Source organism: Nonomuraea sp. NPDC050691 (assembly GCF_040654455.1).
Lineage (GTDB): Bacteria > Actinomycetota > Actinomycetes > Streptosporangiales > Streptosporangiaceae > Nonomuraea.
In genome coordinates, this window is record NZ_JBFAIA010000014.1 from 1 (window position 1) to 14,302 (window position 14,302).

The 14,302-nt window shown below is 71.1% G+C and carries 13 protein-coding genes; 9 read left to right on the top strand and 4 right to left on the bottom strand.

Annotated elements, in window-relative coordinates; translation table 11 throughout:
• The 4 genes from AB0H81_RS08575 to AB0H81_RS08590 form a co-directional block, all read left to right on the top strand.
• On the top strand, positions 1–1,066 hold a 1,066-nt coding region (locus AB0H81_RS08575; protein ID WP_358371074.1), incomplete at its 5' end, for an ABC transporter permease.
• Positions 1,063–1,959, top strand: coding sequence for an ABC transporter permease (locus AB0H81_RS08580; protein WP_358371077.1), 897 nt, complete (start codon positions 1,063–1,065; stop codon positions 1,957–1,959). The genes AB0H81_RS08575 and AB0H81_RS08580, both read left to right, overlap by 4 nt.
• Positions 1,959–2,957, top strand: coding sequence for an ABC transporter ATP-binding protein (locus AB0H81_RS08585; RefSeq protein ID WP_358371080.1), 999 nt, complete (start codon positions 1,959–1,961; stop codon positions 2,955–2,957). The genes AB0H81_RS08580 and AB0H81_RS08585 overlap by 1 nt, the downstream gene beginning before the upstream one ends.
• Before the next feature lie 76 nt (positions 2,958–3,033).
• Positions 3,034–3,987, top strand: coding sequence for an ABC transporter ATP-binding protein (locus AB0H81_RS08590; protein ID WP_358371393.1), 954 nt, complete (start codon positions 3,034–3,036; stop codon positions 3,985–3,987).
• Between the two features lie 16 nt (positions 3,988–4,003).
• Here AB0H81_RS08590 and AB0H81_RS08595 read toward each other — a convergent pair whose 3' ends face one another.
• The gene (locus AB0H81_RS08595; RefSeq protein ID WP_358371083.1) at positions 4,004–4,849 is read right to left on the bottom strand and encodes an NAD(P)H-binding protein; all 846 of its coding nucleotides are present in this window, start codon (positions 4,847–4,849) and stop codon (positions 4,004–4,006) included.
• A gap of 68 nt (positions 4,850–4,917) precedes the next feature.
• Positions 4,918–6,117 (bottom strand): FAD-dependent monooxygenase, encoded by a 1,200-nt coding sequence (locus AB0H81_RS08600; protein WP_358371086.1) that lies wholly within the window; start codon positions 6,115–6,117, stop codon positions 4,918–4,920.
• A gap of 73 nt (positions 6,118–6,190) precedes the next feature.
• Here AB0H81_RS08600 and AB0H81_RS08605 point away from each other — a divergent pair, with 73 nt between their 5' ends.
• From AB0H81_RS08605 to AB0H81_RS08625, 5 genes are all read left to right on the top strand, one after another.
• The gene (locus AB0H81_RS08605; protein ID WP_358371089.1) at positions 6,191–6,757 is read left to right on the top strand and encodes a TetR/AcrR family transcriptional regulator; all 567 of its coding nucleotides are present in this window, start codon (positions 6,191–6,193) and stop codon (positions 6,755–6,757) included.
• A gap of 137 nt (positions 6,758–6,894) precedes the next feature.
• A complete protein-coding gene (locus tag AB0H81_RS08610; RefSeq protein ID WP_358371092.1) occupies positions 6,895–7,434 on the top strand; it encodes a GNAT family N-acetyltransferase in 540 nt (179 codons plus the stop codon).
• Positions 7,435–7,728: 294 nt separating this feature from the next.
• A complete protein-coding gene (locus AB0H81_RS08615) occupies positions 7,729–8,790 on the top strand; it encodes a hypothetical protein (protein WP_358371095.1) in 1,062 nt (353 codons plus the stop codon).
• Complete coding sequence (locus AB0H81_RS08620) at positions 8,787–10,106, top strand: hypothetical protein (RefSeq protein WP_358371098.1); 1,320 nt, start codon at positions 8,787–8,789, stop codon at positions 10,104–10,106. Before AB0H81_RS08615 ends, AB0H81_RS08620 begins: the two co-directional genes overlap by 4 nt.
• A gap of 39 nt (positions 10,107–10,145) precedes the next feature.
• Positions 10,146–10,538: a hypothetical protein gene (locus AB0H81_RS08625; RefSeq protein WP_358371101.1), complete on the top strand. Its 393-nt coding sequence runs from the start codon at positions 10,146–10,148 to the stop codon at positions 10,536–10,538.
• Between the two features lie 238 nt (positions 10,539–10,776).
• On the opposite strand, the gene AB0H81_RS08630 is transcribed toward AB0H81_RS08625, so the two are convergent.
• Both AB0H81_RS08630 and AB0H81_RS08635 read right to left on the bottom strand, forming a co-directional pair.
• Positions 10,777–12,492 (bottom strand): ABC transporter ATP-binding protein, encoded by a 1,716-nt coding sequence (locus AB0H81_RS08630; RefSeq protein WP_358371104.1) that lies wholly within the window; start codon positions 12,490–12,492, stop codon positions 10,777–10,779.
• Positions 12,489–14,192 carry an ABC transporter ATP-binding protein gene (locus AB0H81_RS08635; RefSeq protein WP_358371107.1) on the bottom strand — a complete coding sequence of 568 codons (1,704 nt, stop codon included), beginning with the start codon at positions 14,190–14,192 and terminating at the stop codon, positions 12,489–12,491. Before AB0H81_RS08635 ends, AB0H81_RS08630 begins: the two co-directional genes overlap by 4 nt.
• Positions 14,193–14,302: the final 110 nt, after the last annotated feature.

The window sequence follows — 14,302 nt, forward strand, 5'->3', positions numbered from 1 at the left end:
CTCATCCCCCCCCCCGCGCCCCCCCCGCCCCCCCCCCGCCCCCGCCGGGGGGCGCGCGGGCCCCGGTGACGAACGCCCCACCCACCGCGGCACGCTGCAGTACGCGCTGTCGAAGGCGGGTGGGGCTTTGTTCAGCATCGCCATGGTGATCATCGGCACGTTCTTCGTGTTCCGGCTGCTGCCCGGCGACCCCGTGCGCAACCTCGCGCAGGGCCGGAACATGACCCCGACCCAGCTCGCCCTGGAACGCCACCGGCTGGGCCTGGACAAGCCGCTGATCGACCAGTTCGCCGACTTCGTGGGCAAGACGCTCCGCTTCGACCTCGGCACGTCGTACGAGTACAAGCGGCCCGTCCTCGACCTGATCGGCGAGCGGCTCGGGCCGACCCTGCTGCTGGCCGGCGCGGGCCTGGTCATCGCGGTCAGCCTCGGCCTCTGGCAGGGCACGCGGGCCGGCTGGCGGCACAACTCCCGCTTCGACAAGGTCTCGACCGGCGTCTCGCTGGTGCTGTGGTCGGTGCCGACGTTCTGGCTCGGCCTGCTGCTGCTCATGGTGTTCGGCGTGGGCATCGGGCCGATCCCGGGGATCTTCCCGACGCGGGGCATCGAGAGCGTGGACGCGCCCGACGGGTTCGCGTACGTGCTGGACGTGGCCTCGCACATGGTGCTGCCGTGCCTGACGCTGGTGGCCGTCGTCTACGCCCAGTACCTGCTGGTCATGCGCTCCTCCCTGCTGGAGGAGGTCAGCCAGGACTACGTGACGGTGGCCCGCGCCAAGGGCCTGCGCGACGACGAGGTACGGCGCCGCCACGCGGTGCCCAACGCGCTGCTGCCCACGGTGACGCTGGTGTTCATGCGCATCGGCTTCGTCGTCGGCGGCGCGGTCACCGTGGAGACCATCTACAGCTGGCCCGGGCTCGGGCAGCTCTTCTACGAGGCGATCAGGGTGCCGGACTTCACGCTCATGCAGGGCACGTTCATGCTCATCACCGTCGCGGTGATCCTCATGAACACGCTGGCCGACGTGGTCTACCGCCTGCTCGACCCGAGGGTGAGGTCCGCGTGAGCGCCGTCGCGACGGGATCGGTGGCCTGGAGCCGCAGGCGGCTGGCGTTCGGCCGGTTCTGGCGGGACTTCCGGCAGCACCGGGGCGGTATGGTCGGCCTGCTGGCGCTGGTCGTGGCCGTGGTGCTGGCGCTGGTCGCGCCGCTGTTCATCGACCAGAGCGTGACGAGCGTGGTGTCCGGCACCGGGGCCAAGTTCGCGCCGCCCAGCCTCGCCGCGCCGTTCGGGACCGACGAGTCCGGCCGCTCCATCCTGCTCATGGTCTGGTGGGGCTCGCGCACCTCGCTGCTCATCGGCTTCCTCGCCGCGCTGCTCAGCATCGTCATCGGCATGGTCGTCGGCATCGCCGCCGGGCACTTCCGGGGCTGGCTGGGCGCCACGCTCATGCGGATCACCGACTGGTTCCTGGTGCTGCCCTCGCTGATCACCGCCATGGTGCTGGCCGCCATCCTGGGCGGCAGCACGTTCACCATCATCGTGGCGATCGGCGTGACCACCTGGGCCACCACGGCCCGGCTCATCCGCGCGCAGACCCTCGCCGTGGAGGCCCGGCCGTACATCGAGCGCTCCAAGGCGCTCGGCGGCGGCCACTGGCACATCACCACCCGCCACGTGCTGCCCAACGTCGCGCCGCTGCTGCTGGCCAGCACCACGCTGGAGGTCGCCAGCGCCATCGTCACCGAGTCCACGCTGGCCTTCCTCGGCGTCAGCGCCAACAAGACCTCGTGGGGCACGATGCTGCGCGCCTCCTACGACTACGGCGCGGCGACGCAGGGCGCGTGGTGGTACATCATCATCCCCGGCCTGTGCATCCTGGCCGTCGTCATGGCGTTCACGCTGTGCGGCCGGGCGCTGGAGGCCGTGCTCAACCCGCGACTCAGGAAGGCGGGCTGATGGCTCTGCTCGAACTGGACGACGTCTCCGTCACCTACCGCATCGCGGCGGGCGAGGTGCCGGCCGTACGCGGGGTGTCGCTCACGCTCGACGCGGGGACGGCGCTCGGGGTCGCCGGCGAGTCGGGGTCCGGCAAGTCGACGCTGGCCATGGCGCTGCTGCGGCTGCTGCCGCGCGACGCCCGCGTGGGCGGCCGGATCCTGCTCGACGGCGAGGACGTCCTGGCCATGAAGTGGGGCCGGCTGCGCGCCGTCCGCTGGGCCGAGGCCTCGATCGTCTTCCAGGGCGCCCAGCACGGGCTCAACCCGGTGCAGCGCATCGGCGACCAGATCGCCGAGCCGCTGCTCGTCCACGGCCTGGCCAAGCCCGACGGTGCCCGGGGACGCGTCGCCGAGCTGCTGGAGCAGGTCGGGCTGCCCGCCTGGCGGGCCCGCAGCTACCCGCACGAGCTGTCCGGCGGGCAGCGGCAGCGCATCATGATCGCGATGGCGCTCGCCTGCTCGCCCCGGCTGATCATCGCCGACGAGCCCACGACCGCCCTCGACGTGATGGTCCAGGCCCAGGTCCTGACGCTGATCAAGGAGCTGCTCGCCGAGCGCGGCATCTCGCTGATCATGATCTCGCACGACCTGTCGGTGCTCGCCGACGTCTGCGACCGGCTCGCGGTCATGTACGCGGGGCGGGTGGTCGAGCACGGCCCCTCGCGCGAGGTGTTCCACGGCCCCAAGCACCCCTACAGCGCCGCGCTGGCCGCCGCCTTCCCGACGGTGGGCGACCCGGTCTCGCGGCTCGCGCCGAAGGGCCTCGGCGGCGACCCGCCCGACCCCATGGACCTGCCGCCGGGCTGCTCCTTCCACCCGCGCTGCCCGGTCGCGCTGGACGAGTGCCCCACGCTGGACGTGGCGCTGTGGCCCGCCGGTCCCGAGCGCCGCGCCGCGTGCGTGCACGTACGGCCGGAGAAGGCCGAGCCCGCGGAGACCACCCTGGAGGTGTCGTGATCGAGACGCAAGCCATGGAGGTTTCGTGACCGAGACCCAAGCGCCCGCGGAGGCGGTCGGCACGGTCCGGCCCACCCTGCTGGAGGCGCGCGACCTGCACGTGGAGTTCCCCTCGCGCGGCCGGCGCGCCCGCGCCGTCGACGGGGTCGACCTCGCGATCGGTGAGGGCGAGATCGTGGCGCTCGTCGGCGAGTCCGGCTGCGGCAAGACCACCCTCGCCCGCACGCTGCTCGGCCTCGAACGCCCCTCCTCCGGCTCCGTTCTGTACGGCGGCACGGCCCTGGAGTACGGCTCCAAGGCGCTCAAGGCGTATCGCCGGGAGGTGCAGCTCGTCCTCCAGGACCCGATGGGCTCGCTCAACCCGCGCCAGACCGTCTACGAGGCCGTCGCCGAGGGGCCGCGCATCCACGGCCTGGCCGGCGAGCAGGAGATCGTCGCCTCGGCGCTGGCCCGGGCCGGGCTCCGGCCGCCGGAGCGGTTCTTCCTGCGCTACCCGCACGAGCTGTCCGGCGGCCAGCGCCAGCGCGTGGTCATCGCCGGAGCGCTCGCGCTGGACCCCAAGGTGCTGATCGCCGACGAGCCGGTGGCCTCGCTGGACGCCTCGGTGCGGGGCGAGATCCTCGCGCTGCTGCTCCGGCTGCGCGACGAACTGGGGCTGTCGGCGCTGGTCGTCACCCACGACCTGGGCCTCGCCTGGAACATCGCGGACCGGGTGGCGGTCATGTACCTGGGCCGGATCGTCGAGTCGGGCCCCGTGGAACAGGTGCTCACCGCGCCCCGGCACCCGTACACGCAGGCCCTGCTTTCGGTGCTGCCCGAGTCGCCCGAACGCGTCGTGCTCACGGGCGAGCCGCCGGACCCGACGCGCATCCCGGGCGGATGCCGCTTCCACGCCCGCTGCCAGGTGCTGGCCTCGGGGCGGGCGGCCGAGGCAGGAGTGGACGGCAGGTGCCGGTCGGAGCCGCTGGCCGTGCTCCCGGCGGTGCCCACAGCCCAGGCGGCCTGCCACTACGCGGCGGCCGCCGGCTGAGGGTCGTCCGACTTTCCTACGGGCGGAAGGCGGCGGCGTGCTCGGCGGCCCACTGGGCGAAGGAGCGCGCCGGCCGCCCGGTGACCTGCTCGACGGTCGGCACCACGGTGTAGCCCACCTCGGGCGTGTTGCCGAGGGCCTGGACGAGGAACTCGATGGTCTCCTCACCCATCCCGTAGGAGCGCCACTCCGTCCTGGCCTCCTGCTCGGTGAGCTCGGTGAAGGTGATGCCCACGCCGGTCGCCTCGGCCAGGACGCGCACCTTCTCCCTGGTGGTCAGCGCCTCGGGACCGGTCAGCGTGTACGTGCGGCCGCCGTGTCCCTCCCCGGTCAGCACCGCCGCCGCGACGGCCGCGATGTCCGCCTCGTGGACCAGGGCGCTCAACCGGTCGCCGAAGGGCTCGCGCACCACGCCGTGGGCCTTCACCGAGCCGGCCCACCAGCGCAGCGTGTTGGACATGAACTCGACCGGCTCCAACAGCGTCCACTCCAGCCCGGTGGCCTGCTCTGTCGCGGCGGCGAGGGCCTGCTCCAGCGGCCCGTCCGCCCGGCCGCCCAGCACGGTCACCCGGCGCACGCCGGCCTTGACGACCAGCTCCACGATCTCGTCGCCGCGGCTCAGCGGGGCGTAGTCGTCGCCCGCGAACGTGATGAGGTGCGCGGCGGTGACGCCGTCGAAGGCCTGGACGAGGCTGTCGGGGTCCGCGAGGTCGCCGGCCACCACCTCGACCCCGGCGGGCAGCACTTCGGAGGCGTGGGACGGGTTCCGGGTCAGGGCGCGGACCTGGTGGCCGGCCTGGACGAGTTCGTCGACGACGAGGCGGCCGACGGTTCCGGTGGCACCGGTCACGAGGATCGTCATGGCGGACTCCCTTATTTGTTGGGAACGGAACGCTCTGTTCTTAGAACAGCTTAGCAGAACGGAACGATTCATTCCACTGTTCTGTACTCCTCCAGCGTGATGGCGTTGGCGGCGCGGTGGATGGCGCCGGCCACCCGCTCGACCATGCGATCGCGGCCGGGCAGGTGGGGAAGCAGCCTGATCATGAAGAGCTGGAAGCGGATGGCGAACCGTGACCCCATCACCATGCCCTTGAGGTTGGCCGGGCCGAGCTTCTGGTTGGCCTCGACGAACGGCCGCATCACGCTCTCGTACCGGTCGAACGCGCCCTCGAAGCTCGCACCGTGCGTTCGGGCGAGCTCGCCCGCGAGCACGTACGCGCCGACCAGCGCGAGACTGGTTCCCTGCCCGGACGCCGGCGAGGCGCAGTAGCCCGCGTCGCCCACCAGGACGACCCGCCCGCGCGACCAGCGGTCCATGTGGATCTGGCTGACCGAGTCGAAGTAGAAGTCGTCCGAGCGCCGCACGGCCTCCAGCAGCGTGGGCACCTCCCAGCCGGCCCCCGCCATGGCCTCGGCCAGCAGTTCCTTCTGCCGGGCCAGGTCGCGGTGGTCGTAGGAGAGGGAGGGCGACGACCACATGAACAGCGCCTTGGCGGTCGGGTCCTGCCGGGTGCTGTAGACGTTCGCGGTCCTGCCGGGCGCGGCGTGCACGGCCTCCTCGCGGTCGAGGGCGAGGTGGTTGGGGACGGTGGAGATCGAGATGTGGCAGCCGAGGTCGCGCCGGAAGCGCTCCTCCGGGCCGAACGCGAGCCGCCTCGTGACGGAGTGGACCCCGTCGGCCCCGATGACCAGGTCGAACCGGCGCGGGGCGGAGCGCTCGAACGTCACGGTGCCGTCCTCGGCGATGCCGGTGATGGTGTCGTCGAAGATGTACTCGACGTCGTCGCGCGTGAGGTCGTACAGCAGCTCGTTGAGGTCGCCGCGCATGATCTCGGCGTCGTCGCCCGTGCGCCCGCCGAACAGGTCGGCGTCCATGGTCGCGACCGGACGGCCCGCGGCGTCGTAGTGGGTCGCGTGGCGCATGTCGGTGCCGCGTGCGCGGACCGCCTCCAGCAGGCCCATGCGCTCGATCACGTCGAGTGCGACGCCGCGGATGTCCACCTTGTAGCCGCCCTTGCGGATGGCGGGCGCCCGCTCGACGACGGTCGGCGTGAAGCCGTGACGCCGCAGCCAGTAGGCGGTCGTGGTGCCGGCGATGCTCGCCCCTGAGATCAGGATGTTCGTCATGCCGTGAACGGTACATCTGTTTCAGACGCTTGTCCAGAACGATTGTATGAGACAATTGTGCTAGCCTCGGGCCATGGGAAATCGTGAGGATCTGCTCGCAGGGGCCAAGCGCTGCCTGATGGAGAAGGGCTACTCCCGCACCACCGCCCGCGACATCGCGAGCGCCTCGGGAGTGAGCCTGGCGGGCATCGGCTACCACTTCCGCTCGAAGGACGCGCTGATGAACGAGGCGCTGTTCGAGGCGATGAGGGAGTGGGGCGACGAACTGGGGGCCACGCTGGCCGGCTCCGTCGAGCCCGACGCCACGCCGCTGCGACGCTTCGAGGTGGCCTGGGACCGGGTCGTCGAGTCGTTCGACCGGCTCCGGCCCCTCTGGATCACGCAGTTCGAACTGATCGGGCAGACCGACCACCTGCCGGAGGTGCGCGAACACCTCGTCCAAGGTCTGCACGCGGCGCGGGACGGGCTGGCGGAGCTGTTCGCGGGCATCGACCCGGCGGAAGACCCGGAACGGGCCCGGATGGTGGGCTCGCTCTACCAGGCCATGCTGACGGGCTTCCTGTCCCAGTGGCTCCTGGACCCGTCCACGGCCCTCAGGGGCTCGGAGGTCGTCCAGGCGCTTCGCCTGGTCACTGCTTGAGTTCCGGTGGGCCGGAGCCTCGCTCACCTTCGGGCTGGGTTCGTGCACCCCGGGAGCGATCGGTGTTTCCGGGTGGCGGTGTCACGCAGAAGAAAAGTGATTGCCTCCGGGGACAGAGCTCATGTTGGCTGGGCAGCATGGCTGAACTGCGTACCGATCGCCTCATCCTGCGCCGATGGCGTGACTCCGACCTTGAACCGTGGGCGGCGATGAACGCCGATCCCGAGGTCCGGGAGCACTTGGGCGACCTGCTCACCCGCGAACAGAGCGATGCCTCCGTGGCGCGATTTCAGGCCGAGTTCGACCAGCGGGGCTACGGGTGGTGGGCGGTCGAGGTGGAGGCCACGGGCGAGTTCATCGGCTTCGCAGGCCTGGACGAAGTGGACGACTACATGCCGTTCACAGGAGTGGAGATCGGCTGGCGGCTCGCCCGCTCGGCCTGGGGCCAGGGCTACGCCACCGAGGCGGCGCTGACAGTCCTGGCCCACGGCTTCGACGCTCTTGAGCTTCCTGAGATCCTCGCCGTCACAACGGCCACCAACCTTCGTTCCCAGGCGGTGATGCGCAGGATCGGCATGACCCGGGACCCGGCCGACGACTTCGACGACCCCACCGAGCCCGAAGGGCCACTGCGTCCGAACGTGCTGTACCGCATCGCCCGTGGTGCGAGGAACTGACGTTCTCCGCTGGGATCGTTTGCCCCGCCGCACGATCTGCTGCAGCTTCTGCTCCTCCTGTTCGGTCGGTCTGCGCACACGGACAGGGTCGGCCACCCCGGCGCCCGTTGTATAGCGTTGATGATCTCGGTGACGGCGCGGCCCGTCGGCCGCACGAGCGTTCGCCGACGGGGCCGCCGGCCCACCGGCGTCCAACCGAGGAGAACTGGTCCGATGGAAAGGAAGCGTGACGTGGCAACTGCCCCCGCCGGCGTTCGGCGATTATTGGCGGATTCCGGGGAGCCCCGCGGATGGGTGTCCCTCAGGACAGACCAGGTGATGGCGCTGCTCGGAATCTGGTTCGGGGTCGGGCTGATGATCGACGCCTGGGCGCACAGCAACCTGGCGGAACTGGAGACCTTCTTCACTCCGTGGCACGCGGTGTTCTACTCGGGCTTCGCCGTGGTCTCGGGCTGGATCATCTGGCAGGTGTGGCGGAACGTGCGCGCCGGGCGGCAAGGGCTGGCGGCCGTCCCCAACGGTTATCTCGCCGGGCTGGTGGCGATTCCCGCTTTCGCCGCCTTCGGATTCGCCGACATGATGTGGCACACCATCCTCGGCATCGAGACGACCATCGACATTCTTTTCAGCCCGTCACACCTCGGCCTCATCGTGACGATGATGCTCATCATCACGACACCGGTGCGCTCGGCGTGGAACGCCCCCGACGTCGGCGCCCACCCGTCGCTCGGGCGCCTGCTTCCCGCGCTGATCGGGCTCGCGTTCGCCACCACGCTGGTGTCGCTGTTCCTGTCGTACGGCGACGCCATGCAGTACCGCTCCGAGGGGATCGTCCAGGCGTTCTCCCTGATGGAGGAATCGAGTGCCGGCCCCAGACCGGTGGGCCCGGGCGCCGACCGGGTGGCCATCGCGATGGTCGTCACCAACGTCATCATGCTCAGCCCCGTGCTGCTTCTGGTGCGCCGCTGGCTGTTGCCGTTCGGCTCGGTGACCGTCATGTACACGATCATGGTGCTCATGCCGGGCGCCCAGGTGGAGTTCCGCAACGCGCCGATCCTGCTGTCGTTCGTGGCCGGTGGGTTCGTGAGCGACCTGCTGATCCGCTGGCTGCGCCCGTCGGGTGAGCGGCGCGCCGCCTACTGGGCCTTCGCCGGGCTGTCGGCCTTCGCCACCTGGTCGCTGTACATCGGGGTCGCCTCGGCCACCGGGGGCGGCCTGCCCGCCACCCCCGAACTGTGGACCGGCGCGCCGGTCATCGCCGGGCTGATCGGGCTGGCCCTCGGGGCGCTGCTGCTGCCCAATGCGGTCACTGCCGAGCCGGTCCGGCCCAGCGTGGCCGACGCCGAGCGGGCATGATCCGAGTCCTGTGCCTCGCCGCCGCCCTCGTACTGGCGCTGGCCGCCCCCGCCGCGGCGCACAACGTCACGGCGGGGGCGGACCTGCGGGTCGCCCAGACAATCGCCGGCGCCGAGGTCACAGTGGTGATCAAAGGAACGACCCGGGTGCCGGGGCCGCTGCGGATCGGCGTCGTCGCCTACCAGCCGGTGCCCGGCCTGCGCCTCGGCCTCGAAGTCCGCTCCGTCGAGGACGGCCACACGGTGACCGGCATGGCCCAGGCGACGGTGAACCCCCAGTACACGCAGCTCCGGGTGGAGCGGACCGGGCCCCACGAGCTGAAACTGAGCGCCGGGGACGAGACCGCGGTCATCCCGTTCCGCGTCCTCGTCGAACGCGAATCGGCGGCCGAACTCCTCATCTACGGCGGGCTGTTCGTGGCCGGGCTCCTGCTGGTGGGCGGTCTGCTCACCGGGGCGACGGCCCGGCCGGGACGGGCGATGGCGCTGGTCGCGGGCGCCGCGGCCGGGGTGACGGTCGCCGCCATGGTCATCGTGTTCGAATCGCAGGTGCCGGCGCCCACACCCGCCGGCGCGGCACCCACCCCCACGACATCGACCGCGGCAGGGCGGCCGTACGCGCAGGTCCGCATGGAGACGGTCCCGGCCCGGCCGGATGCGGGAGAACCGTTCACCCTGCGAGTCGATCTCGTCGACGGCTCCACCGGGCGGCCCGTGGACGACCTCACCGCGCACCACGAGGCGCTCGCCCACCTGGTCGTCACCAGCGCGGACGGACGCTACTTCCGCCACCTGCACCCCCTGCGCACGGCACCCGGGCGCCTGGAGGTCAGGCTGAGCGCCGACCGCCCCGGCCGGTACCTGGCGCACGCCGAGTTCGAACGAGAGGACTCAGGCGGGCAACTCGTTGCCGCGGATTTCACCGTCGAAGGGACGGCCGAAGCATCGGAGAAGGCCGGCACGATCACGGAGCCCGGCGGAACCGGCGCGCCCACGCAGGCCGGCACGACCGGCACGACCGGCACGCCGCGACTGCAACCCGCCGTGCCCGTCGCGGGCCGCCCCACGATGATCGAGCTGGACACCCCCGCCGGCGTGCGGACCTGGCTCGACATGGCCGGCCACCTGCTCATACGCAGCCAGGACGGCGGATTCTTCGGCCACGTGCACGAGATGGGCGCCCCGGGATCCCGGGTGCGCTTCACCTTCAGCTTCCCCCAACCGGGCCGGTACCTCGCCTGGATCCAGTACGCCACCGCCGACCGCATCGTGACCGCACCCTTCACCGTGAACGTGACCGCATCGGGGGCCCAGTGATGACATCGGAGGGCCAGTGATGAAGTCGGAGGACCAGCGATGAAGAGGTGGCACGCGGTGGCCGCGGCCACGCTCGTGGCCGCAGCAGTGGCGCTGTTCGTCGTGAGCAGGAGCACGGCCGCCGAACCGATCGACCTGACCACCACGGGCAGCCGCTATGCCGCCACCGTCCTCATCGCGGATCCGGCTCCCGGCCAGGTCACCGTGGAGATCAAGGTGAGCAGGGGCGACGCCGACACTGTGGCCCTGTCGGCGGTGATGGCCGAGATGGGACACTCCACACCGGAGATCTCCGCCACCAAGCGTGAGCCCGGCCGCTTCGTGGCCGTGGGCGAGCTGTTCCCGATGGGCGGCGTCTGGGAGTTGTCGATCCGCCTCGACGGCCCCGCGGGCGAGGAACAACTCGCCGTCAAAACGCTGATCACAGAATAGATGTGCACTTATCAGGCTCGGGTGCGTGAGGAGTCTCGGCTCGGGAACGACGCGCACGTCGAGGAGCTCGATCGTGACGGCCGGACGACCCTCGGAATCAAGCACCGAGAATCGCGGACCGATCACCGGTACTGCCTCTCCGGCGTGCTCGTTCGCGTATTGTCACAGCCCGAGCGTCAGTGCCGGTGACTGAGGCGTGCCGTACGTGGGTGGAGCACCGAAGCTGAGACCTGCCGGCTCAATCCTTCACCGCCGGTGTCAGCGACATGTTCCAGAAGTCGGCGTAGCGGCCGCCGCGGCGCAGCAGCTCGTCGTGGCTGCCCTCCTCCACGATCCGGCCGCCGTCCAGGAAGGCGATGCGATCGGCGCGCTGGACGGTTCGCAGCCGGTGCGCGACCATCACCACCGTCCGGCCCGCCATCAGGCGTTCGATGCCCTCGTGTACGGCTGCCTCGTTGACGGGGTCCAGTGCGGAGGTCACCTCGTCCAGCAGCACGATGGGCGCGTTCTTCAGCAGCGCTCGCGCGATCGAGACGCGCTGGCGTTCGCCGCCCGACAGCAGCGCGCCGCCCTCGCCGACGTTCGCGGCCCATCCGCCGGGCAGCCGCTCGATCACCTCGTCCAGCCGCGCGGCGGTCGCGGCTGCCCGGACCTCGGCCTCGTCGGCGTCGGGACGGCCGAGACGCACGTTGTCCTCGATCGTGCCGTCGAAGAGATAGACGTCCTGGAAGACGATGGCGATCCGCTGCATCAGCACCTCGGTGCTGATCGCGCGTACGTCCACACCTCCGACGCGCGCCGCACCCTGGTCGACGTCGTAGAAGCGCGCGAGCAGCTGCAGCAAGGTGCTCTTCCCCGCTCCCGACGGTCCGACGACGGCGAGCCTTTGTCCCTGAGGCACGGACAGCGACACGTCGTCGATCACGGTGCGGTCGTTGTGCCGGAAGGTGACGGACTCGAACTCCAGGTCATGGCGTTCCGGCTGGATCGGCTCGGAGGCTTCCGGCAGCGGCTCGGTGCGCAGGACCTTGTCGAGCCTGTCCAGCTCGGAACGCGCGCCGCGGAGTTTGCCGCCGATGTCCGACAGCGACAGCAGCGGGTCGGCGCAGCGGGCGGCCAGCACCAGGATCGCCAGGATCTCCGCCACCCCGGCGGTCCCGCCGAGCGCCAGGTAGGCGCCGAGGACCAACACCACGGTGAAGATCGCCTGCACCGTGAGCGTCAGGCCCACCGCGCCGGGCAGCGTCGCCAGCACGGTACGGCGGGAGGCGCGCTGGACGTCGCGCAGCGAGTCGTCGAGCAACGTGAAGCGTTCGGCGGTCCGGCCGCCGGCTCGCAGCACCGGCTGGGCCTGGAGGTATTCGATGACGCGCCCGGTGGCTTCCTTGTCGCGTTCGTGGCGTTCGGCGTCGGTGGCGGCCGTCGAGCGTGCCGTCCAGGCCTGGATCGCCGCCACGACGGGCGCGGCGACCAACGCGGCCAGCCCCAGCTGCCAGTTGAAGGCGATCATCACGGCGACGATCGTCAGGGGAGTCACCAGGGCGGAGATGAACGGTGCCAGCAGGTGCGCCGCCACGCCCATCGCCTGCAGGAGGCCGCGGCTGGCCATGACGGACACCTCACCGACCCGGCCGGCGCTGTACCAGCCGATGGGCAGCCGGGCCAGATGCTCGCCGAGCCGGTGGTACATGCCGCGCAGCATCGTGGTCCCGACCCGCATACCGGACAGGTCGCTGACGTAGCGGAGCACGGCGTAGCCCCCGACCGCGGCCCCGAACGCGATCAGCCAGGGCCAGGCGTCCGCGGGCGTGCTCCCGAGCAGTGCCCGCAGCACCGGAACCAGCAACGCGTAGGACAAACCCTCCGCCACCGCGGTCGCCGTCATCAGGACCACGGTGCGACGCATCGCCTGGGCGTACTCGTTTCCGAGAACGCGCAGCAACATTCGGATCATCGGGGCTCGTCTCCTCGCGCCACGCCACTGCGGGGCTCGGTCTCGTCGGCGGCGGCCGATCGGTGGGATTGCCAGAACGCGGCGAACTTCTCGTTGTGCGCCAGCAGTTCGGCGGGTCTGCCGCGTTCGACGATCGACCCGTTCTCCAGCATCACTACGGTGTCGGCGTCGGCGATCGTCTCCAGCCGGTGGGCGATGACCACGATCGTGCGATCGCCGCCCAGTGTCGCCAGGGCCCGGCGCACCGCCTGCTCGGTCTGCGGGTCGGCGAAGGCGGTCGCCTCGTCGAGCACCAGAACGGGCGCGTCGGCGAGCAGGGCGCGCGCGATCGAGATCCGCTGCGCCTCGCCACCCGACAGCCGGGCGTCCTCACCGATCACCGACTGGTAGCCGCGGGGCAGCTCGACAATCCGGTCGTGGATGTTCGCCAGCCGGGCGGCGCGCATCACGTCGTCGAGGCCGGCATGCGGTACGGCCAGCGCGATGTTGTCCGCGACCGACGCGCGCAGCAGGCGAACGTCCTGGAAGACGAAGGAGACCGTCCGGTACAGCTCCTGGCTGCCGAGCTCGCGCAGATCGACACCGCCCAGGACGACCGAACCGTGGTCCGGGTCGAAGAAGCGCGGCAACAGCTGAACGAGCGTGGACTTCCCGCTTCCCGACGGCCCGACGATCGCGGTGACCGTTCCCGGTTCGAGCGTCAGGTCGATCCCGCGCAGCACCTCGTGGCCGCCTTCGTAGGCGAATCGAACGCCCCGCAGTTCCACCCGGTGCCCCTGTGGCGCGACCGGGTGCGCGGGCTCCGGCAGCGACCGTACCTCGAGCACTTCCTTGATCCGGCCGACCGCGCGGCGGGCGGCCTGCAGGTCGTCGAAGCCGTGGCCGAGGGCCGCCACCGGAGCGGTCAGGCCCAGTCCGAGCAGCAGGAACGGCAGCAGGTCGGCGGGGGCCAGGCCACCGGAGATGATCAGCGCCGTACCGCCGATCAACACGACCAGCAGCACGAACGGCGGCGACAGCACCAGCTGCATCCCGGCGGCGACCACGGACATGCCCCGCACCCACCGGAAGAAGACGCTGACGAAATCGTCCGCGGCCGACAGGAACGAGCGGTGGGCGCGCTCGGACCCGCCGAACGCCTTGACCACCGAGATCCCCTGCACGAACTCGACGACGGAACTCGCGATCCGTCCCATGGCCGCGTCGAACTCCTCCTGCTCGCGCGTCCGGGCGGGGAGCATCAGTAGCGGGACCAGCGCCATCGCCATCACCACCGGGACCAGCGTGATCAGCGTGAGCCGCCAGTCGACGGTGAACAGGTAGACCAGCGACACCAGCGGCACCACGAACGCGGAGACGAGCTCGCCGGGGGCGTGGGCGATGAACGGGTGCACGGCGCTCACGTCCTCGCCCACCACCTTGGCCAGCTCGCCGGTCCGGCGCCGGGAGAACCAGCCGATCGGCACGCGCCCCAGCCGCGCGGCCAGTTGCCGGCGCAACGTCAGTTGCACCTGGCCGTCGATAACATGCCCGATCCCGGACGACGCGGCCGTGAACACCAGCCGGACGAACAACCCGACAGCACCCGCGATCACCACGGTCCAGACATGATCGTGATCGATCGGGCCGGGCGACAGCAGGGTACGACCCAGTTCGACGACCGCCAGCAGCGGCGCCAGACCCGCGACAGCACCGATCACCTGAAGGATCACGACGACGGCGAAACTCCGGAGATGAGGGCGCAACAGCCCCGCCACGTCTTCCCCCGTCACGCCTTGCCCCGCCGCGGAACCGGCATCCGGCGGCGGTG